Origin of the sequence: Roseibium sp., from assembly GCF_039982295.1 — a bacterium.
Classification (GTDB): domain Bacteria; phylum Pseudomonadota; class Alphaproteobacteria; order Rhizobiales; family Stappiaceae; genus Roseibium.
This window is the reverse complement of the sequence record NZ_JBDWYP010000055.1, coordinates 41,190-61,715: the sequence shown is the minus strand read 5'-3', so window position 1 is coordinate 61,715 and position 20,526 is coordinate 41,190. Positions and strand designations below refer to the sequence as shown.

The 20,526-nt window shown below is 58.4% G+C and carries 18 protein-coding genes; 9 read left to right on the top strand and 9 right to left on the bottom strand.

The genetic code is table 11. The features are described from left to right. Positions 1 to 57: 57 nt before the first annotated feature. Positions 58 to 1,077 carry a helix-turn-helix domain-containing protein gene (locus ABJZ52_RS11945; RefSeq protein ID WP_348185682.1) on the top strand — a complete coding sequence of 340 codons (1,020 nt, stop codon included), beginning with the start codon at positions 58 to 60 and terminating at the stop codon, positions 1,075 to 1,077. Positions 1,078 to 1,192: 115 nt separating this feature from the next. Here the strand turns inward: ABJZ52_RS11945 and ilvD are convergent, their stop codons facing one another. After that, positions 1,193 to 3,037 carry a dihydroxy-acid dehydratase gene (gene ilvD, locus ABJZ52_RS11940; RefSeq protein ID WP_348185685.1) on the bottom strand — a complete coding sequence of 615 codons (1,845 nt, stop codon included), beginning with the start codon at positions 3,035 to 3,037 and terminating at the stop codon, positions 1,193 to 1,195. 370 nt (positions 3,038 to 3,407) lie between these two features. On the opposite strand from ilvD, the gene ABJZ52_RS11935 reads away from it, so the two are divergent. Next, a complete protein-coding gene (locus ABJZ52_RS11935) occupies positions 3,408 to 4,646 on the top strand; it encodes a GGDEF domain-containing protein (RefSeq protein ID WP_348185688.1) in 1,239 nt (412 codons plus the stop codon). Between the two features lie 154 nt (positions 4,647 to 4,800). Here ABJZ52_RS11935 and ABJZ52_RS11930 read toward each other — a convergent pair whose 3' ends face one another. Together ABJZ52_RS11930 and ABJZ52_RS11925 are read right to left on the bottom strand one after the other, a co-directional pair. After that, positions 4,801 to 5,901, bottom strand: coding sequence for an alkene reductase (locus ABJZ52_RS11930; protein WP_348185690.1), 1,101 nt, complete (start codon positions 5,899 to 5,901; stop codon positions 4,801 to 4,803). 119 nt (positions 5,902 to 6,020) lie between these two features. Further along, positions 6,021 to 6,641, bottom strand: coding sequence for a TetR/AcrR family transcriptional regulator (locus tag ABJZ52_RS11925; RefSeq protein ID WP_348185693.1), 621 nt, complete (start codon positions 6,639 to 6,641; stop codon positions 6,021 to 6,023). Positions 6,642 to 6,757: 116 nt separating this feature from the next. Here ABJZ52_RS11925 and ABJZ52_RS11920 point away from each other — a divergent pair, with 116 nt between their 5' ends. Then, the gene (locus ABJZ52_RS11920) at positions 6,758 to 7,768 is read left to right on the top strand and encodes an LLM class flavin-dependent oxidoreductase (protein ID WP_348185695.1); all 1,011 of its coding nucleotides are present in this window, start codon (positions 6,758 to 6,760) and stop codon (positions 7,766 to 7,768) included. Positions 7,769 to 7,772: 4 nt separating this feature from the next. On the opposite strand, the gene ABJZ52_RS11915 is transcribed toward ABJZ52_RS11920, so the two are convergent. From ABJZ52_RS11915 to ABJZ52_RS11895, 5 genes are all read right to left on the bottom strand, one after another. Beyond that, entirely contained in the window at positions 7,773 to 8,480 is a 708-nt protein-coding gene (locus ABJZ52_RS11915; RefSeq protein ID WP_348185697.1) for an ABC transporter ATP-binding protein, read from the bottom strand. Then, positions 8,477 to 9,232: an ABC transporter ATP-binding protein gene (locus ABJZ52_RS11910; protein WP_348185700.1), complete on the bottom strand. Its 756-nt coding sequence runs from the start codon at positions 9,230 to 9,232 to the stop codon at positions 8,477 to 8,479. Before ABJZ52_RS11910 ends, ABJZ52_RS11915 begins: the two co-directional genes overlap by 4 nt. Beyond that, entirely contained in the window at positions 9,229 to 10,200 is a 972-nt protein-coding gene (locus tag ABJZ52_RS11905; RefSeq protein WP_348185703.1) for a branched-chain amino acid ABC transporter permease, read from the bottom strand. Before ABJZ52_RS11905 ends, ABJZ52_RS11910 begins: the two co-directional genes overlap by 4 nt. Next, positions 10,197 to 11,120: a branched-chain amino acid ABC transporter permease gene (locus ABJZ52_RS11900; protein ID WP_348185705.1), complete on the bottom strand. Its 924-nt coding sequence runs from the start codon at positions 11,118 to 11,120 to the stop codon at positions 10,197 to 10,199. The genes ABJZ52_RS11905 and ABJZ52_RS11900 overlap by 4 nt, the downstream gene beginning before the upstream one ends. A gap of 88 nt (positions 11,121 to 11,208) precedes the next feature. After that, positions 11,209 to 12,390, bottom strand: coding sequence for an ABC transporter substrate-binding protein (locus ABJZ52_RS11895; protein ID WP_348185708.1), 1,182 nt, complete (start codon positions 12,388 to 12,390; stop codon positions 11,209 to 11,211). Positions 12,391 to 12,650: 260 nt separating this feature from the next. On the opposite strand from ABJZ52_RS11895, the gene ABJZ52_RS11890 reads away from it, so the two are divergent. From ABJZ52_RS11890 to ABJZ52_RS11870, 5 genes are all read left to right on the top strand, one after another. After that, complete coding sequence (locus tag ABJZ52_RS11890) at positions 12,651 to 13,154, top strand: hypothetical protein (RefSeq protein WP_348185711.1); 504 nt, start codon at positions 12,651 to 12,653, stop codon at positions 13,152 to 13,154. A gap of 238 nt (positions 13,155 to 13,392) precedes the next feature. Further along, positions 13,393 to 14,385, top strand: coding sequence for a sialic acid TRAP transporter substrate-binding protein SiaP (locus ABJZ52_RS11885; RefSeq protein ID WP_348185714.1), 993 nt, complete (start codon positions 13,393 to 13,395; stop codon positions 14,383 to 14,385). A gap of 87 nt (positions 14,386 to 14,472) precedes the next feature. After that, positions 14,473 to 15,030: a TRAP transporter small permease gene (locus ABJZ52_RS11880; RefSeq protein ID WP_348185717.1), complete on the top strand. Its 558-nt coding sequence runs from the start codon at positions 14,473 to 14,475 to the stop codon at positions 15,028 to 15,030. 4 nt (positions 15,031 to 15,034) lie between these two features. After that, positions 15,035 to 16,315 (top strand): TRAP transporter large permease, encoded by a 1,281-nt coding sequence (locus ABJZ52_RS11875; RefSeq protein ID WP_348185720.1) that lies wholly within the window; start codon positions 15,035 to 15,037, stop codon positions 16,313 to 16,315. Positions 16,316 to 16,481: 166 nt separating this feature from the next. After that, entirely contained in the window at positions 16,482 to 17,663 is a 1,182-nt protein-coding gene (locus tag ABJZ52_RS11870) for a lytic murein transglycosylase (RefSeq protein ID WP_348185722.1), read from the top strand. Positions 17,664 to 17,670: 7 nt separating this feature from the next. Here the strand turns inward: ABJZ52_RS11870 and ABJZ52_RS11865 are convergent, their stop codons facing one another. Next, positions 17,671 to 18,348: a TetR/AcrR family transcriptional regulator gene (locus ABJZ52_RS11865; RefSeq protein ID WP_348185725.1), complete on the bottom strand. Its 678-nt coding sequence runs from the start codon at positions 18,346 to 18,348 to the stop codon at positions 17,671 to 17,673. A 124-nt stretch (positions 18,349 to 18,472) separates the two neighbouring features. Between ABJZ52_RS11865 and ABJZ52_RS11860 the strand changes: the two genes are divergently transcribed. Further along, the gene (locus tag ABJZ52_RS11860) at positions 18,473 to 20,509 is read left to right on the top strand and encodes an NADH:flavin oxidoreductase (RefSeq protein WP_348185727.1); all 2,037 of its coding nucleotides are present in this window, start codon (positions 18,473 to 18,475) and stop codon (positions 20,507 to 20,509) included. Positions 20,510 to 20,526 lie beyond the last annotated feature (17 nt).

The following is a 20,526-nucleotide window of genomic DNA, read 5'->3' as shown; positions in this document are numbered from 1 at the left end:
GTCGTCCTGAAACCGGATCTGGGACAAGGCCAATCAGGTTCAAGCGCGATCGGTGCCATGCCAGTTCTACCCATTTCCATGTTTGCCGCCCTGGTTCTGGCCTATGTCTGGCTGCGTGCGTTTCTGGCGCGGGACACGCCCGTCATGGTGCAAGTCCTGATCCTGGCCTGTGCCATCCAGTCCATGATCATCTCCTTCAACCAGCACTACGGGGTCTCGTGGCTTGGCCCTGTGCAACCCGTGACGGCAATGGTGATTCCAGCGCTTGCGTACCTCGCCATCGCCAGCACCGCCATTCGTCCTCTGGCATGGAAGCGGGACTGGTTTCACATGCTGGGTCCTGTGGCGGGCGCAATCTGTTTTTTCACCCTGCCCGATTTCATGGATGGCCTGGTCGTCGCCTCCTATGTCGGCTATGCCGCGCTGCTTCTGAAAGCCACGCTATCCGGCGCGGATGCCCTGCCCCTGATACGGCTGGAGCACGGAGACCGGCCACTCGTTCTGTGGCGGGTCGTGGGACTGGCCTTGCTGGCGTCCGCGTTCAGCGACGTCGTCATCATTGCGATCATGGCCACCGGCCAGGAGTGGCTGCGCCCCTGGGTCATCTCGATTTTTTCGTCCGGTGTCCTGCTGATGATCGGTGTCTTGAACCTGTCGGACATGCTGAAAGACACCGCCGACAAAGACAATTCGACCAAGGAGGCAGCTTCCGGCACCGGCCAGACTTCCGATCGACCTCAAGCCTATGACGCAGACCCAGACCTCTTCACCGCGCTTGAAGACCTGATGAAGGGCGAAAAGATCTACCTTGATCCGAATCTGACGCTTGGCCGCATGGCGCGGCGCCTCAAGGTGCCCGAAAAGCTGCTTTCAGCCACGATCAACGGCTACTCGGGTGTGAATGTCTCCCGCTACATCAATACCTTCAGGATTGAACACGCCTGCCAGGAATTGAAGGGCGGCGCAAATGTCACCTCCGCCATGTACACCAGCGGCTTCAACACCAAATCGAACTTCAACCGCGAGTTTCTGCGGGTGAAGGGCTGTCCGCCAAGCACCTGGGTGGAGGCGGCCTGACGTCTCTGCCGTCGGCAGATTTCGCGTCCAAACCAAGCTCGCGTTTGTTTCGCAACGAAAAAAGGCAGGCCCGGCGGCCTGCCCTTCCGTATCCAAAAGCTGCGTCTTGCGCCCGTCAGTCCACGACGCGAACGGCGCCCTTTGACGCAGAGGTCGTCAGGGCAGCATATGCCCGCAATGCCGTGGTGATCTTGCGCTTGCGCTTTTCGACTGGCTTCCAGGCCGCATCACCCTTCAGGTCCATCTGTGTCCGGCGCTCTGCAAGTTCGCCGTCCGAGAGGTCCACTTTCATCACACGGTTCGGGATATCGATGACGATGGTGTCGCCTTCTTCCACGAGACCGATGGCACCGCCCTCGGCAGCTTCAGGGGAAATATGGCCAATAGACAGCCCCGAGGAGCCACCGGAGAAACGGCCATCGGTGATCAGCGCACAGGCCTTGCCGAGCCCTTTCGACTTCAGATAGCTGGTGGGATAGAGCATTTCCTGCATGCCAGGTCCGCCGCGGGGTCCCTCATAGCGGATCAGCACCACATCGCCCTCGTGAACCTTGCCGGTCAGGATCGCGCTGACGGCGCTGTCCTGACTCTCGAAAATCCGGGCCGGGCCGGAGAACGTCAAGATGCTCTCGTCCACGCCAGCGGTTTTCACGACGCAGCCATCCTCGGCGATGTTGCCGTAGAGAACTGCGAGGCCGCCATCCTTACTGTAGGCATGCTCGCCATCACGGATCACACCAGAGGTGCGATCAAGGTCGAGCTCATCCCAACGGCGTTCCTGGCTGAAGGCCACCTGTGTCGGCACACCCCCGGGCGCTGCCTTGTAGAACTTGTGAACGCTTTCGGAATTTGTCTGGCGGACATCCCAGCGCGCCAGAGCCTCCTTCATGGAAGCCGTGTGAACCGTCGGATTGTCCGAGTGCAGGTGCCCTGCCCGATCCAGTTCGCCGAGGATACCCATGATGCCGCCGGCGCGATGAACGTCTTCCATATGGATGTTCTCGATCGCCGGAGCGACCTTGCACAGCACCGGGACCTTGCGAGACAGACGATCAATGTCATCCATCGTGAAGCCCACTTCGCCCTCGTAGGACGCGGCAAGAAGATGAAGGATCGTGTTGGTCGAGCCGCCCATGGAGATGTCCAGGGTCATGGCGTTTTCAAAGGCCTGGAAATTGGCGATGGACCGCGGCAGGACGCTTTCGTCGTCCTGCTCGTAGTAGCGCTTCGCCAAGTCGACGATCAGATGACCTGCTTCGACGAACAGCCGTTCCCGGTCTGCATGGGTCGCAAGTGTCGAGCCGTTGCCCGGCAGCGCAAGGCCGAGGGCCTCCGTGAGGCAGTTCATCGAGTTGGCCGTGAACATGCCCGAGCAGGAACCGCAAGTCGGACAGGCGTTCTGTTCCATTTCCATGACGTCGGCATCTGACGCACTGTCATCTGCAGCCATGACCATGGCGTCGACCAGGTCAACCGCCTTCGCCACGCCGTTTTCCAGGACGACCTTACCCGCTTCCATCGGGCCGCCAGAAACGAAGACCACCGGAATGTTCAGACGCATGGCCGCATTCAGCATGCCCGGGGTAATCTTGTCGCAGTTGGAAATGCAGACAATGGCATCGGCGCAGTGTCCGTTGACCATATATTCCACGGCATCGGCGATGACCTCGCGCGAAGGCAGCGAATAGAGCATGCCGTCATGCCCCATCGCGATGCCATCATCGACCGCGATGGTGTTGAATTCTTTCGCGATGCCACCGGCTTTTTCGACTTCCCGTGCGACCAGCTGACCAAGATCTTTCAGGTGTACATGCCCTGGCACGAACTGGGTGAAGGAGTTCGCGATGGCAATGATCGGCTTGCCAAAATCATTGTCCTTCATGCCGGTTGCGCGCCACAAGCTGCGCGCGCCCGCCATGTTGCGGCCATGGGTCGAGGTTCTTGAACGATACGGGGGCATGATCTTGCGTCCTCAAAGGTCTTCTTGTCTTTTCGGCTGTCCTCCCCGGGGAAATCCCCAAACAGCCCTTGGTCTCAACTGGTGTTTTGTCAGGTTTTTGAAAGAGACGGAAGGGCGGAAAGCAGAAAAACAGTACGCCACGGTACGGTTGTCATTTCGAGATTTTGAGGCCCGGGCAAGAGATGCGCAGTCTTGCAGCAAGCGCGACCGCATCTACGGCACGCGGGGCCGATGGAGTACCGGACTTGCGGTACAACCTATAACAACAGTTCAATCGCGGCCGATACACTTGTCATTTCAAACGACTATGCAGTGGATTATTAAGCATTGATTCATCATAAGTAGAGCGGCAGACATTCAGGATCGCTTTATGAAACTCGACACTCCCACCCTTTTGATGGCCGTGACGATCGCCTACTACACCGGCGCGCTCATACTTGCGGTGTTGGCGTTCTCCTTGAGGTCCTTCCCACGCCACATTCGCCTTGGCTGGGGTTTTTGGGCGTTTGCCATGCTGCTGTCCGGCTCTTGTGCAACGCTTGTCAGCATGCGCGGATCGATTTCCGACCTGCTCAGCATTGCACTTGCCAACGCCTTGATGCTTTTCGGTTTCGGCCTGCGACCCAACGCACTGAGCATGCTGAATCGGGATCAGGTTTCCTATCCCTGGCTGCCTTTCCTGTTCTCTTTCGGCTGGCTCGGGCTTTACCTGGTCCCGTGGTTTCGGGACGATCTGCTTGCGCGCACGCTCTATGTCAACCTTGCAAGTATTCTCGCGATGGGGCTTTGCATCCGTCAGTGCTGGCAGGCGATACAAACGCAGAAGGTCAGTTCCTTGCTCTTGATGGCTGTGTTCGCTCTGGACATCTTTGTCCGAGGCAACCTGATCATGATGCATCTGGGCAGGGCATTTCCAGACTTCCAAGCCAGCTTTCAAACCACCACGCTGCAGGTCACAATCATTGTGCTTATCATTGCCGTCATGCTGAAAATCCTTGGATTGGGCATCGCCGTGTTCGAGCAGCTGACAGGTTCCTTCGCACAACAAGCACTTGTCGATCCCCTCACCGGCCTTTCGAACCGCCGTGCCTTTGAATCCGCGACAGAATCCCGGCTGGCGAAAATGAACGCGCCCGCAACGCCCTACGCCTTGATGGTTCTTGAGATAGACGATTTGGGAGACATTAACACCCGCTACGGCAACGCCATGAATGATGCGCTTCTGCGGCTTGTTGGTCGCATCTGCTCAGAAACCGCCAAGGCAGCTCCAGAGGCCTGCCGGCTTCGTAACGATCAGTTTGCGCTGTTTCTACCGGGCGTCGCGCAAGCCGAAGCGGACGCTATTGCCACGCGGCTGTCGCGCTACCTGACCGTTGAAGGGTCACGGGCCTCAGACCAACAACTGACGGTCACCATGAGCATCGGCCTGTTTTGCGGCAATGCCTTGGTGCCGCTGAGCCGCGCACTGGAGATCGCTGATCACTGTCTGCATCGGGCCAAGTCCAAGGGCGGCAATCAAACGGTACTCAATAGCGGTGACAGCGAAGGCCCACTCAAGGCAGCCGCGCTGACCACTCCTTTTGCGACCCGCAAGAAGACCGTCGCCTGACGTCGTCAACACCCTCGCCAGATACAAAACGACCGGTGCGGGAGAGGAAGGCCGCACCGGTCGTTTCGTCGGCTGCCTTGCCAGTTGTGAAGTCCATCAGGGGCAATGACGGAGGCAATGCAGCGGTAACTTGTTGTCTTTGGTAGCTTATGAGTTAGACGGGCTCGACCGCCGCCAGGGTCGGATAATCTGTGTAGCCTTCACGACCACCACCATAGAAGGTCGACGGGTCCCACTCGTTCAGCGGCGCATCGCCCTTCAGTCGTTCGACCAGATCCGGATTGGAAATGAAGGGCCGGCCAAACGCGACCAGATCGACCTTGCCGTCGGCTACTGCGTTGACAGCCATCTGCCGATCATAGCCATTGTTGCCCATGATTGGCCCGAAGAAGCGATCGTACAGCTTTGCCAGGCTGGCCCCTTCCGGAAGATCGCGCGAACCACCTGTCTGGCCTTCGACGACATGCAGATAGGCAAGGCCATAGCTATCAAGCAGATCGACGACCTTGCTGAAAAGCGCCATCGGGTCGCTGTCTGAAATATCGTTGGCTGCCGAGAACGGACTGATGCGGACACCGACCTTGCCGGCCCCGATTTCCATCGTTACCACGTCCATCACCTCTTTCAGGAAGCGTGTCCGGTTTTCAATCGAGCCACCGTAGACATCCTCGCGCTTGTTGGAGCTGTCGCGCAGAAACTGGTCGATGAGATAGCCATTCGCGGCATGTACCTCGACACCGTCGAAGCCGGCCCTCATCGCATTGGCTGCAGCTTTTCGGTAGTCCTCGACAATCGCTGGAATTTCATGAAATTCGAGCGCGCGCGGTTCCGGAGTATCGACAAATTGCTCGCCGTCAAAGGACTTGGACTGGGCGGCTATTGCGGAAGGCGCCACCGGTGCGGCACCATCTGGCTGCAACACGGGGTGTGAAATACGACCAACGTGCCAAAGCTGGATGACAATCTTGCCGCCCTTTGCGTGCACGGCGTCGGTGACCTTTTTCCAGCCGTCAATCTGAACATCGGAATAGATTCCCGGTGTCCAGGCATAGCCTTTGCCCTGCGGTGAAATCTGGGACGCCTCGGTCACCAGCAGGCCCGCACTCGCACGTTGGCCGTAATAGTCGGCATGGATCTCATAGGGCGCGTCATCTTCGGCACGTGCCCGGTTGCGCGTCAGGGGTGCCAGAACAATTCGGTTCTCAAGTTCGATTTCTCCCGCCCTCAGGGGAGAGAAAAGTTTCAATTCGCTCATGCCAGTCTCCTCGAGACATTGCCAGACGTATCGAGTCCAAATTTTGGACCATTTAGTCCAGAATTTCCCGCACCATGGGATCCTACAGGTGCTGAAAACTCCGGGTATTCACGGAAACCCTACGGCGTGAAAAGCTCTATCGCCGCGTCAAGGGTTCCTGAAATCTGCTCCGGCGGGACGCCGGATTTGCGCAGGGTCAATGTGCCGATGGCCAAGGCCGAGAGGGCACGCGCTTTTACACTTGCAGACGCCGGATCGTTTGGCGAAATGGCTTGTGCAAGAAGATCTTCGATCCGCTTGAGGTGTTGTCGGCCAATCTCGGCCACCTCTTCCTGATGCGGCGCGAGTTCGGTAATGCAATTGACCAGCATGCAGCCGCGCGGCCCGCCATTCGGATTGGCAAGCGCCGTCAATATCGTGGCAACAGGATCGTCGGAAGTCTGTTCAGACAGCTCTTTAAAAGCCTCGACCGCAGCCTGCGAATAGCTCTTCAAGGCTGCGATGAAAACACCCTGTTTCGAGCCGAAAGCCGAATAGAAGCTTGAACGGGACAGGCCCATCGCGCTCGTTAGGTCGTCAAGTGACGTCGCCTCATACCCCTGCTGCCAGAAAACCTGGAGCGCCGCATCAAGCACTTCTGCCTCATCGAAGGCACGAGGACGGCCCGGGCCACATGTGGCCTTGGCAGACGCCTGCGTCTCGGAGTTTGATTGACAACAATCCTTGATCATGGAGGGCATATTGGACCGGTCGGTTCCAAATACAAGAGCCGGGTCTAACAATTTGGACCGAGCGTTCCTATTTGCTGATCAACACTCTGTCAGCAGAGATAATACAGGCAAGACAAAGGTCTTTCATGATCCCCTTTTCCCTCCTTGATCTCTCCCCTGTTCCGGCCGGTCACAGCGTCCGAGAGGCACTGGCCAACACGAAGGACCTGGCTCAACACGCGGAACTTCTCGGCTACAAACGCTACTGGATGGCGGAGCATCACAACATGCGCGGGATAGCATCGGCTGCGACTGCGGTTCTGATCGGGCATGTTGCCGGGGCGACCTCGACCATGCGTGTCGGCTCGGGTGGCATCATGCTTCCCAACCATGCCCCGCTTGTCATCGCCGAGCAATTCGGCACGTTGGCAGAGCTTTATCCGGATCGGATCGATCTGGGCCTTGGCCGTGCTCCCGGAACAGATATGCAGACGACCCGCGCCCTGCGCCGCTCTCTGGACAACGCGGACAATTTCCCTGAAGACGTTCTGGAGTTGATGGCCTATCTGGACGATCCGGCCGATGGCACGCAAATTATTGCTGTCCCCGGCGTCGGCACCAAAGTCCCGGTCTGGATACTGGGCTCCAGCACCTATGGCGCGCAGATGGCCGCCCACTACGGGCTGCCCTATGCGTTCGCCTCTCATTTTGCCCCTGCGGAGCTGTCCAACGCGAGCAAGATCTACCGGCGCTCATTCCGCCCAACAAAGTATCTTGAAAAGCCGCATTTCTTGATGGCCGCCAACATATTTGCTGCCAATACGGACGAGGAAGGTGTCTATCTTAGAACCTCCATGCAGCAGGCCTTTATCAACCGGCGCACCGGCAGGCATGGCCCATTGCCCGCACCTGTCGCCGATCTCGAGGCGCTGGTTGGTCCCGTCGCCATTGAAATGGTGGAAGACGCCCTGCGGATCTCAGCCGTCGGGGCCCCAGAAACCGTCAAGGCGAAGCTGCAGGAGCTGATCGCGACCTATCAACCGGATGAACTGATCTTCACCGGCCAGATCCACGACCACCAATCGCGCAAACGCTCCTTCGAGATCGCCGCGAGCGTGATGGGTCAAATCAATGGAGAACGGCAAGGAGCGAAGTGATGCCTCACGCGCCGAGATAACGTTCACGTAGTTCCGGAGCGGCTTTCAGATCGGCCGCGCTGCCGGTCCAGACGGTGCGGCCTTTTTCCAGGATCACATGACGCTCTGCCAGCTTTTCAAGCGCCGAGACATTCTTATCGACGATCAGGATGGATTGGCCACGGGATTTCAAGGTTTCCAGGCATTCCCAGATCTCGGCCCGCACCAGTGGTGCGAGGCCTTCGGTGGCCTCATCCAGGATCAGCAGCTTGGGATTGGTCATGAGCGCGCGGCCGATTGCCAGCATCTGCTGTTCGCCGCCCGAAAGCTGACTGCCCAGATTGCGACGGCGTTCTTCAAGCCGCGGAAAGAGCTCATAGACCGCGGTCAGGTCCCATGCCTCTGCCCTGCTGGAGCGAGCGGAGGTCGCAACGAGATTTTCCTCGACACTCAGTGTCGGAAAAATCTGACGCCCCTCCGGAACCAACCCAAGTCCAGCCTTTGCGACCTGGTAGGATGGCTGGCCGGTCATGTCGCGCCCCTCGATCGCAACCTTTCCCGCCTTCGCGGCGATCATGCCCATGAGGCTCTTGATCGTTGTCGTCTTGCCCATGCCGTTGCGCCCCATAAGGGTCACCACTTCCCCGGAGCGGATGGTCAGCGACACATCAAACAGAACCTGAGCTTCGCCGTATCCGGCCTGCAGATTGTCGACCTGAAGAAGAATGCTCATGCAGGTACTTCCTCCCCCAGATAGGCTTCGCGTACCCTGGGATCGGCTCGGATCTCCTCCGGCGTGCCGCTGGCAATGATTTCGCCATAAACCAGCACCGAGATACGGTCGGCCAGTTGGAAGACCGCGTCCATGTCATGTTCGACGAGAAGCATCGGGCAACGCGCCTTCACCGCCAGAAGGAGTTCGATCAGTCTCGCGGTTTCCTCCGGCCCGGTTCCAGCCATGGGCTCATCGAGGATCAGCAGCTTGGGTTCGCATGCAAGTGCCAGCGCCAGCTCGAGCATACGCTTTTCGCCGTGGCTCAGGTTTCCAGCTCGCAGGCGCGCACGATCGGCCAATCCGACGTCAGCCAGGATCGACGCTGCTTTCTCGTTCAAACCTTGGTCACGTGCAGCATTGCGGAAGAACCGGAACGAGTGGCCCTCATGGGCCTGAACCCCTAGCGCCACATTTTCCAGCACTGTGAACTCGGGCAGGATCGCAGTGATCTGAAACGTGCGACCGAGACCCGCCTTGGCGCGCTCCGCGACAGACCAGCCTGACACGTTTGTGCCGCCAAAAAGAACCTTCCCGCTGTCTGACGGCGTTGCGCCCGAGATCTGGCCGATCAGGGTTGTCTTGCCCGCGCCATTGGGGCCGATCACAGCGTGGATTTCGCCCGGAAACACCTCAAGGGAAAGGTTCCTGGTCACCTGAAGTGCGTCATAAGCCTTGTTGAGGTCTTTCAGTTCGAGAACAGGAGCGGTCATTGGTCTGCCTCTCCCCTGCTCTTCCGGCCGATCTGTCCAGATATCAAGCCCATCAGCCCGCCGCGACCATAAAGCACGACCAGTATCAACAACGGACCGAAGACGAGCCGCCAGTGTTCTGAGTAACCGGAGAGCACCTCCTCCAGAACCATAAAGGCAATGGTGCCAAGGATCGCGCCATGGAGTGAACCAAGCCCTCCAAGGATGACCATAACAATCAACTCGCCGGACCGGTGCCAGGACATATAGGCCGGCGAGACGAATTCAGCCTGGTTGGCCATCAGCGCGCCCGCGACACTTGCGATCATCCCGGCAATGACATAGGCAGCCAATCGATATCGATAGGGATCGATGCCCATGGCTTCGAGACGAGGTTCGCTTTGTTTGGCCCCTTTTAGCACACGCCCGAACCTGGACGCTGCAAAGGTACGCAACAGCAAATACGCTCCCGCAAGCACGCCGAAGACGAGGTAATAGAACGAGGCATCTCCGGTGAACAGTCCTGTGCCAAACAGTTCAGACCGACCCCACATGGTCAGCCCATCGTCCCCCCCGTAGGCCGACAGGGACGTCGCCGTAAAATAGGCCATCTGACCGAAGGCCAGCGTGATCATGATGAAATAGACACCGCGGGTTTTCAGGCTGATAGCACCGGTTACAAGCGCAAAGAGCCCGCCTGCCGCCATTGCGAGAGGAAAGGAAATCCAGGCGTCCCAGATGTCATGCTCGGAGAGGATTGCAACCGCGTAGGCGCCAAATCCGATGTAGGCAGCGTGTCCGAAACTGACCATGGCGCCCAGCCCCAGAATGAAATCCAGGCTGATCGCCACGATCGCAAAGACCAGGATGCGCGTGAAAAACAAAAGGACGAAGCGGTCATCGAAGACGTCTGCATAGGCCGGCACCAACGCCAATGCGGCAAAGAGCGCAATCGGCAAGACCGTGTTTTTGAAGAAAGGGCCGGTCATGCGCTGCGCACCGGAAAGAGCCCGCTTGGCCTGAAGAACAGAACACCCGCCATCAGAATGTAGATCAACATGGAGGCAATGGCGGGGCCAACGTCATTGGCCGCTGCCGGTGGCAACAGCACTCTTGCAATATCCGTGGCAAAGGACCGTCCGAGCGTATCAACAAGCCCGATGATCAAAGCCGCCAAGAATGCACCGCGGATCGAACCTATGCCGCCAATCACGATAACAACAAAGGCAAGGATCAGGAGATTGTCGCCCATACCCGGCTCAACGGACAGGATGGGCGCGGCCATGATGCCGGCGAACCCGGCAAGCATCGCACCGAAACCGAAAACGAGCATGAACAGCCGCCGGATGTTGATGCCCAGCGCCGCGACCATATCCGGATTTGTCGCGCCCGCGCGCACCAGCATGCCAATGCGGGTCTTGGTCACAAGCACATAGAGCAGCACCGCGACGGCGAGCCCTGTGACAATCAGGGCAATGCGAAAGACAGGATAGGCGAAGTTCGCCATCAACTGGATCGAGCCGTCCAGCAACTCGGGAACCGGCAGAGAAAGGGGCGCGCCCCCCCAAAGCACCTTCACCGCCTCGTTCAGAAACAGGATCACACCAAACGTCGCCAACACCTGATCGAGATGGTCTCGGTTGTAGAGATGTCGGAAGACCAGGAATTCAAGCAGGAGACCACAAATGAGAGCAGCAGCCAGGGCGAGGATGACCGCCAACCAAAAAGAGCCGGTCAACTGATAGCAGGCAACTGCCAGATAGGCGCCGAGCATATATTGCACGCCATGGGCCAGATTGATGAAGTCCATCACTCCGAAAACGAGCGTAAGACCAGCCGCAATCAGGAACAGGAGTATGCCGAGCTGCAACCCGTTGAGGGTCTGGACGGCCAGAAGGGTGACGCTCAAGAGATTTTCCCGACAGGCAGAAAATGACGCTACAAACAGAGAGGGTCCGCACCAATCGGTCCGGACCCCGGTTTTCTGGCTTTTCGCCTTACTTCATGTGGCAGGAGCCGGAGTAGGCATCGCCAACATCATCGAAGACTTTTTCGACGAGCTGCGTGACGTATTTGCCCTCTGCACGCTTCACAGCCTCGACCAGGTAGAAGTCCTGGATCGGGAACTGGTTGTTGTTGAAGCGGAAGTCGCCGCGAACGCTTTCGAAGGGTGCTGCGGCAAGGGCCGACAAGAGTGACTTCTTGTCCTGAACGCCACCTGCCATGGAAACAGCGCCATCGATCAGCCGGGCCGCGTCGTAGCCCTGAGCCGCGTAGAGCGAGGGCGGATAACCGTATTCGGCTTCGAATGCACGGACGAAACGGGCATTCGCTTCATTGTCGATGTCCGAGGCCCATTCAGCGCCGGAGTAAAGACCGACTGCCATGTCCTTTGTCGCCGGAAGCGTCGTCTCATCCACGGTGAAGGTCGAGAGGAACGGGATCACGTCCTTGAGGCCTGCCTGGGAGTACTGCTTGACGAGGTTCACACCCATGCCGCCAGGCATGAAGGTGAAAAGCGCATCGGGCTGTTCATCCGCAATACGTGCAAGTTCCGCGGAAAAGTCCAGCTGACCCAGCTTGGTGTAGATTTCCTGCGCCACCGTTCCAGAATAGTGCCGCTTGAAGCCTGCAACGGCATCCTTGCCAGCCTGATAGTTCGGAGCCATCACGACGACCTTGTCGTAGCCTTTCTGGCTGGCATAACGACCCATAACTTCGTGGTTCTGGTCGTTCTGGTAGGACGTAGAGAAGAAATACGGGCTACAGCCGCGGCCAGCAATCGGGGACGGACCTGCGTTGGCACCGATGAAAATCGTCTCGGACTGGATGATGGGCTTGTAGACCGCCATCATCACGTTGGAGAAAACGACGCCGGCCATGATGTCGACCTTGTCGCGCTCCAGGAGCCCCTGAACCTTGGTGATCGCACCATCAGGCTTGAGCTCATCATCGACCACTATGACTTCCGTCTCAATGCCCCCCAGACGACCGTTGGCCTGCTTTACAGCCAGCAGGAAACCGTCACGCATGTGCTGGCCGAGAACTGCAGGCGGGCCGGACAGCGTCGCCAGAAAACCGACTTTGAGGCTTTCGGCAGCAGCTGGTGCGGCGGTGCCGGTCAGAACGGCAGCGCCCAGTCCGGCGCCAAGCGTCAGGGCGGACAAGATACGTTTCATGAATTGATCCCCTCGTGATCGGTGTCACCACGGCCGCATCAGGAGGGTTTCAGATCCCCCTTGCCCTGCCCGGCTCTTTGTTCGCTAGCATTTAAAGAGTAAAACTATCCGGATGTTAAGCCCTTGCCTGACAATCTTCATCAAGAATGTCCGCCGCAAGCCCTGCGCAATCCCTGCAGTGTACCGGTGAGACGCGTCCAACGAGGCACAAGGATAGCTGCATGCGCCCTCTCGGCAAGTCAAGAAGAAGGATCTGCAACTTGAGTTGCAAGGGCCTTCTTGCCGCTGCGTTGATCAGCTCTTATGCGCCTAATGACCTCATGGCTGACAGCTTGCCTGAGCCAGACGCGCTTCCAATCCCGCTACCTGCCGTGCCTCAGGGGCCGAACTGCGACGCATATGCGCGTGCCTATGCGGACAGTTATCGTGGCAACGGCGATCCGACCGGAGATATCGTCGCGGGCGGCATGGAAGGTGCTGTCGCTGGTGGCGCATGGAGAGGCCCGGGCGGGGCTCGTCGCGGCGCAAGAGCAGGCGGCGCGTTGGCCGTGCTCGACAATCTCGCGGCCTATCCTGGCGGCTGGCAGGCCCTCTACGACATGGCTTATCAGATCTGCCGGAACGAGACTTCTGGCGTGACGCACAGACCAAGCACGTTAGGTGACCCTTCCGTCAAATGCCGCTCTCGCGCCGGGGTGGCTGGCAGCAGTTCGCGCGCGCCATTAGGGGCAAGATCCGGCGCTTCCGGTCTCAACTGCCGTTAACAGCCGAACTCGCCGATATTCTAGCGACGCGAACCCTCGGCAAACCGTTTGCGCAGTCAGATTACATTGGAACTATTCTACAATTCATCTTGTTGAATTATTGCAATGCACAAATCATCATCCTGCATAATCGTCACAACAACTTCTCAATTATGCACTTGATCTAACGACAACTTTCAGGAAAAATTAGACTTGGGAGAATTTAAATCGTTTTAATTTTGCTCTGGGAGGAACATAAATGACCACTAAATTCAGCAGAAGAGCCGCGCTTGCGACCAGTGTTGTTGCGGCAACCTTGATGGCCTTCGGCGCCCCGACATTTGCCAAGGCAGAGAAGTCTCTCAAGTGGGCACATGTCTATGAAACGACTGAGCCTTACCACAATTGGGCCGTCTGGGCAGGTGAGGAGCTGGCCAAACGGACTGACAATCGCTACGATATAGAGGTCTTCCCGGCATCATCACTCGGCAAAGAAACCGACATCAATGAGGGCCTGGGACTTGGCACGGTAGATATCATCTACACCGGACAGTCCTTCGCCGGCCGGTCTTACGGCCCGATGGCCATCGGCGGCGCGCCTTACATGTTCCGCGACTATGATCATTGGGCAGCCTATCGCGATTCCGAGCTCTTTCAGGACATGGCAGCCGGCTATCTGGACGCTTCGGGCAATCATGCCATCACCCTGACCTATTACGGCCAGCGCCACGTGACGTCCAACAAGCCGATTCTCGGCCCGGACGACATGAAGGGCCTCAAGATCCGCGTGCCCAATGCACCGCTCTACATGATGTTCCCGAAGGGCGCCGGTGCGAACCCGACCCCGATCGCCTTCTCCGAAGTCTATCTGGCTTTGCAGCAGGGCACGGTTGATGCTCAGGAAAATCCACTGACCACCATTCAGGCCAAGAAGTTCTATGAGGTACAGTCGAACATCAACCTGACCGGTCACATCACGGACTCGCTTCTGACGATCGTGGGCGGGCCGGCCCGTGACCAGATGGACGATGCCGACTACCAGATCCTGATCGAGGTTCTCAAGGAAGCAGCTGCCGGCTGCACCGCCGACATTCAGCAGAACGAAGCGTCTCTGGCAGACTGGTTCACCGAACAGGGCAACACCGTCAATGTCGTTGACCGTGCTCCGTTCCGTGAGGTGACAATGCCGCTTCACAACGGCCCTGACGCAACCTGGAGCCAAGACCAGTACGACGCGCTGCAGGCACTCTAAGAGACAAATCAGGTCCGGGCTCCATGCCCGGACCTTCCCACCTCGTCACAATTCTCTGAATCACGGTTCCAAGTCGGGGAGTGCTGCATGACCGCGCCCGGTATGCCGCAGCATCAGATTGAACTGGAAGAAGAGCCGATCGACCTCAGCGACCTTCGCTGGCACGACAGCCTCGTTCTTCTCATTTTCTGGTTGCTCTTTTCTGTTGTCTTTCTTCAGTTCTTTACGCGTTACGTTCTCAACGACTCCCTTGGCTGGACCGAGGAGATCGCTCGCTATCTTCTGATCGCCGTGACCTTCATCGGGGCCGTGATGGCCGTGCGCAAGGAAAGCATGATCGCGGTCGAAATCTTCTATCGCTGGTTTCCCAGAGGGCTCCGCCGGGCGCTTCAATTCGGTGTCGATCTGGTCTCGATCATCTTTTACGGCACGATGGCGATGACCTGCATGCGGCTCGCGCAACGCACCCGGCAGAAGATGGTCTCGATCGAAGTCAGCAAGTCCTACGTTTATTGGGGCGTTTCCATCTGCTTTGCCTGCATGTGTCTTCTGGCCATCTGGATCCTTATCAAACATCTGCGCTCGGGCACCAGCCACCTGATCGATCCGGAGCGACTGGACGAACCCGCGACAGGATCGGAGTGAACCCATGGCGCTTCTTATGCTTTTTGGCCTGTTGTTCGGCCTTATCATCGTGGGCGTACCTGTTGGAATCGCGCTCGCCGGATCCTCCCTCGCCTTCATTCTGGTAACGGGACAGGTTCCCGATGTCGTCGTTGTTCACCGGATGATCAACGGGGTCGACAGTTTTGCGCTTCTGGCCGTGCCCTTCTTCATTTTGGCGGGCAACCTCATGAACACCGCCGGCATCACCAACCGAATCTTCGCCTTCGCGCGGGCGATGATCGGCTGGATGCGAGGCGGACTTGGACATGTGAATATCGGTGCATCGGTTATTTTCGCCGGAATGTCGGGTGCCGCTGTCGCCGACGCAGGCGGTCTCGGAGCCATCGAGATCAAGGCCATGCGTGACGCGAAGTACGACCCCGGCTTCGCCGTCGGCATCACAGCAGCCTCGTCGACCATTGGACCGATCATCCCCCCTTCCCTGCCCATGGTGATCTACGGCGTCATGGCAGGCGCCTCCATCGGCCAGTTGTTTGCAGCCGGTTTCATCCCGGGCCTGCTGATGGCTGTCGCTCTGATGATCATGGTCGCGTGGTACGCAAGAACCCGCAACTATCCAAGGGACCAGGCTTTTCACTGGAACGTGCTAGGCGTCACCTTCAAGCAGGCTTTCCTGTCCCTGCTGACACCAGTGATTATCGTTGGCGGCATTCTATTCGGCGTTTTCACACCGACGGAAGCCGCAATCGCCGCCTGTGCATGGGCCTTGTTCCTGGGTGTTATCGTCTACCGGACATTGACCCTGAAACGCTTTCTCAGAGTCTCTTTCGACACGATCGAGACGACATCAGTGGTGCTCTTCATCGTCGCAGGTGCTTCGATCTTCGCCTGGATCCTGACGTCGAACCGGGTGACAGAACAGTTCGCAGGCCTCATCCTTCAGGTATCCGAGAACCCGATTATTGTTCTGGCATTGATCAACATCATCCTGATCGTCGTCGGCTGTTTCCTGGAGACGGTTGCCGCCATCACGATCCTTGTTCCGGTGCTGCTCCCGATCGTCACTCATGTGGGCGTCGACCCGGTGCACTTCGGCGTTGTCATGGTCCTGAACCTGATGATTGGCCTGCTGACGCCTCCGGTCGGCATGGTGCTCTACGTGCTGTCGCGCGTGTCGAAGATTCCCTTCGAACGCTGTCTTTCGGCCACCATGCCATTCCTGGTGCCGCTCGTTCTGGTCTTGCTGCTGGTTACCTTCGTCCCGGCGCTGTCCATGTGGTTGCCGACGCTGATCTACCGCTAGCCGCAACCCGGCGATCAAACCAACTGGGGTGGACCACGGACCATCCCAGTTGGTGGAGAAGGTGTTCAAGACGGTTGACCTTGCTGACGTGTCACCGTCAACTAGGCGCCATATGCTTGCCGCATTTATTGTTGCCACTGCATTTTCCTTTGACCAGAGAGATTTCATGACTCGCGCCAGATTGTTCGCTCCGATCACCGCCCTCATCCTCACCGCGACCGCACCAGCGGCTCACGCAGCGCAATGTGGCGGTGATTTCCGTCAATTTCTGGCAGGCGTGAAACAAGAGGCGGTTTCCATGGGCCTTTCCGCCCGCGCCGCTGATCGGACACTTGCCAACGCGCAGATTGATCGCAAGGTTCTCTCGAGAGACCGGGCTCAGGGCGTTTTCAAGCTCGACTTCCTGACGTTTTCCAAGCGCGCCATTTCCGGCTATCGGATGAAAAACGGCGCAGCCAGAATGAAACAGTTCGGCGGTGTCTTCAGCCGTGCCGAGAGCGACTATGGCGTACCTGCTCCGGTCATCACTGCCTTTTGGGCCCTGGAAACAGACTTCGGCGCCGTGCAAGGCGACTTCAACACGGTCAATGCCCTGGCAACCCTCGCCCACGATTGCCGCCGCCCCGAGCTGTTTCGCCCGCAGCTCATTGGTGCCATCCACATGGTGCAGAACGGCGACCTGGATCCACGGACCATGACCGGCGCCTGGGCTGGTGAAATCGGTCAGGTTCAAATGTTGCCCGAGGATATCATCAAGTTCGGCAAGGACGGGGATGGCGATGGCCATGTCAACCTGAAGGCCAGCTCGCCCGACGCAATTTTGACCGCGGCCGCATTCATCCAGAACCTGGGATGGCAACGAGGACAGCCTTGGCTGCAGGAGGTCACCGTACCTTCAAACTTCGCCTGGGAAACGACCGGTCTGGGCAAGCGCAAGAACGGCAGTGACTGGTCGCGCATGGGCGTCAAAGCCCGGAGCGGCAAGATTTCGAACCTGCCAGCTTCGCTGATCCTGCCACAGGGACGCAAGGGACCGAAATTCCTCGCCTATCCGAACTACGACATCTATCTGGAATGGAACCAGTCATTCATTTACACGACATCGGCGGCCTATTTCGCAACGCGCCTTGCCGGCGCACAGCGCTATGAAGCGGGAAGCCCGGACAAGGGACTGTCGGATGTCCAGATGAAGCAGCTGCAGACCAAGCTCAAGTCGATGGGATACGACGTCGGCAAGGTGGACGGCATCCTCGGCAGCAAGACCCGAGATGCCGTGCAAAACGTCCAGAAGCAACTCGGCATGCCCGCCGACGCCTGGCCGACGCCAGCGCTTCTGTCAAAGCTCTAGGAGAGGCTTAGGTCGCTTCCAGGCCGAGACGCGAGCGGAAACGGGCGAGTTCGGAACCGGTTGCGGCCTCACCACAGAAAATGCGCACATAAGCGGGAACGCGTGCCATGCGTTCCTGCATAGGTTCGCGCACCTGCATGGAAATATACCCGATCTGAGTGAGATAGACCGTGCGCGCCCGCGCGTCGGCTTCCGCCTCCTCAAAGCCTTGCCGCTGCAACAGGCGAACGAGCGCAGCAAGACGCAGTTCGTCGGTGCTGTTGACCCGCGACATCACCTCATCTGACTGCAGGGCCCAGCCACGGACCGCAAATTCAAGCTTTGGATCAAAGGCCTCCTGCTCCAGAAAGCAGTGAATCACGTTGAGCATGCCCTCGGCTGGCGTCTCCGCATAAGCCTCGCTTGCCTTGACCAATGCCGTCGTGTTTTTCCCGTCCCAGTGATCCAGCAAAGCTGCCAGCAAAGACGTGCGGTTTTCAAAGAACCAGTAGAAGCTTGTGCGCGAGAGGTTGAGCTGGCTCGCCAGCGGCTGAATTTTCACCGCATCCACGCCGCCTTCCATCAGCGCAGACAGCGCGGCCTTCAGCCATAGGTCTCGCGAACCACGCCAGCCTGCGTCTTTGGTGGCTGCGTCCTTGATGGTCGCATCTTCTGCTGCGCTCGGCCTGCTGTCCTCGATATCCATACTGCCTTCTATATGCGATTTCCGCCGCGCGACGCAACAAAACCGACATCAGTGATCATAAACTTGACAGTCATGTATATTTTCAACTGTACTAAGCATGTCTTTAGCCGAAGCCGAGGCCCAAATGTCGAGCGATCCCCTCCTCCAGCCGTTCCAGCTCAAGCATCTGACGTTGCGCAACCGGGTGATGATCACGTCCCACGAGCCTGCCTATCCGGAAGACGGCATGCCCAAGGACACCTATCGCGCCTATCACGTGGAACGGGCAAAGGCAGGTGTCGCGCTCACCATGACCGCGGGCTCGGCATCCGTTTCGAGGGACAGTCCTCCGGTCTTCAACAATATCCTGGCCTGGAAAGACGAAGTCGTCGGCTGGATGAAGAAACTCACCGACGAGTGTCACGATCACGGCGCGGCGGTCATGATCCAGCTGTCCCATCTGGGCCGGCGGACCCGTTGGGACAAGGCCGACTGGCTTCCGGTCATTTCAGCAGGCCACGAGCGTGAGCCAGCGCATCGGGCCTTTCCCAAACAGGCTGAAGACTGGGATATCGCGCGGATCATCACGGATTATGCCGACGCTGCGGAGCGCATGAAGGCAGCTGGTCTGGACGGAATCGAGCTGGAATCCTACGGCCATCTTGTTGAACAATTTGCCTCTCCGCTGACCAATAATCTCGATGGGCCCTATGGCGGCGACCTCGACAACCGGATGCGCTTCACTTTCGACATCCTTCGGGCGATCCGGGAGCGTGTCGGGACAGAATTCATCGTTGGCATCCGATATTCGGGTGATGAGGACCTGCCCGGCGGCCTCACCAAGGAAGACGGAATGGAGATTTCCCACAAGCTGAAGAACAGCGGGTTGGTGGATTTCCTCAACATCATCCGGGGCCACATCGATACGGATCCCGGATTGACCGATGTCATTCCGGTTCAAGGCATGCGCAATGCGCCGCATCTCGATTTCGCAGGCGAGATACGCGCGGCAACGAGATTCCCGACGTTCCATGCGGCCAAAATCCCCGATGTTGCCACCGCACGTCACGCTATTGCCAGCGGCAAGCTCGACATGGTCGGCATGACCCGGGCGCATATGACCGATCCCCATATTGTCGCCAAGATCCTGGCCGGGGAAGAGGAACGGATCCGGCCCTGTGTCGGTGCTAACTATTGTCTTGATCGCATTTATCAGGGCGGTGCCGCCTACTGCATTCACAACCCATCGACCGGCCGCGAGTTGCAGCAGCCGCACCAGATCGCAAAGTCTGAAGTTCCAAAACGCGTTGTCATCGTCGGCGCCGGGCCTGCGGGCCTGGAGGCCGCTCGCGTTTCAGCCGAACGCGGACACGAAGTTATCGTTCATGAAGCTGCCAACAACCCCGGTGGCCAGATCCGCCTGACGTCGCTGAGCGAACGGCGCCGCGAGATGATCTCCATTATCGACTGGCGTTTTCAGGAGTGCACACGTCTCGGGGTCACATTTCGCTTCAATAGCTTTGTCGACACCTCCACTGCTCTCGAAGACGACCCGGACGTCATCGTCATCGCAACCGGCGGCCTGCCACATACCGAAGTGCTTCTATCCGGTAATGAATTGGTCGTTTCGGCCTGGGATATCCTGTCTGGCGACGTCAAGCCGGGGTCGAATGTCCTGGTCTATGATGACGCGGGCGATCATTCCGGCCTTATGGCAGCGGAGAAAATCGCGGCAACCGGCGCAAAGGTGGAAATCATGACACCGGACCGCTCCTTCGCCCCCGAAGTCATGGCGATGAACCTCGTCCCTTACATGCGGTCCCTGCAAAAGCTCGACACGACATTCACCGTGACGTGGCGACTTCGCTCGGCAAGCCGAGATGGCAACGAACTACTGGCCGAAGTTGGCAGCGATTACGGAGATTTCACAAAACAAAGACGCCTCGACCAGATCGTGGTCAATCACGGCACACGGCCGCTGGACGAGCTCTATTTCGAACTGAGGCCAGGCGCGTCGAACCAGGGTGAAGTGGACTACCAGTCCCTCATAGATGGCGTGGCTCAGACCGTTACATCGAACCCGGACGGCAGCTATCAGCTGTTCCGTATCGGCGACGCTGTCGCGGCCCGCAACACCCACGCGGCCGTCTATGACGGATTGCGCCTGGGCAGAACGCTTTAGGCAACGATCGAGGGCGG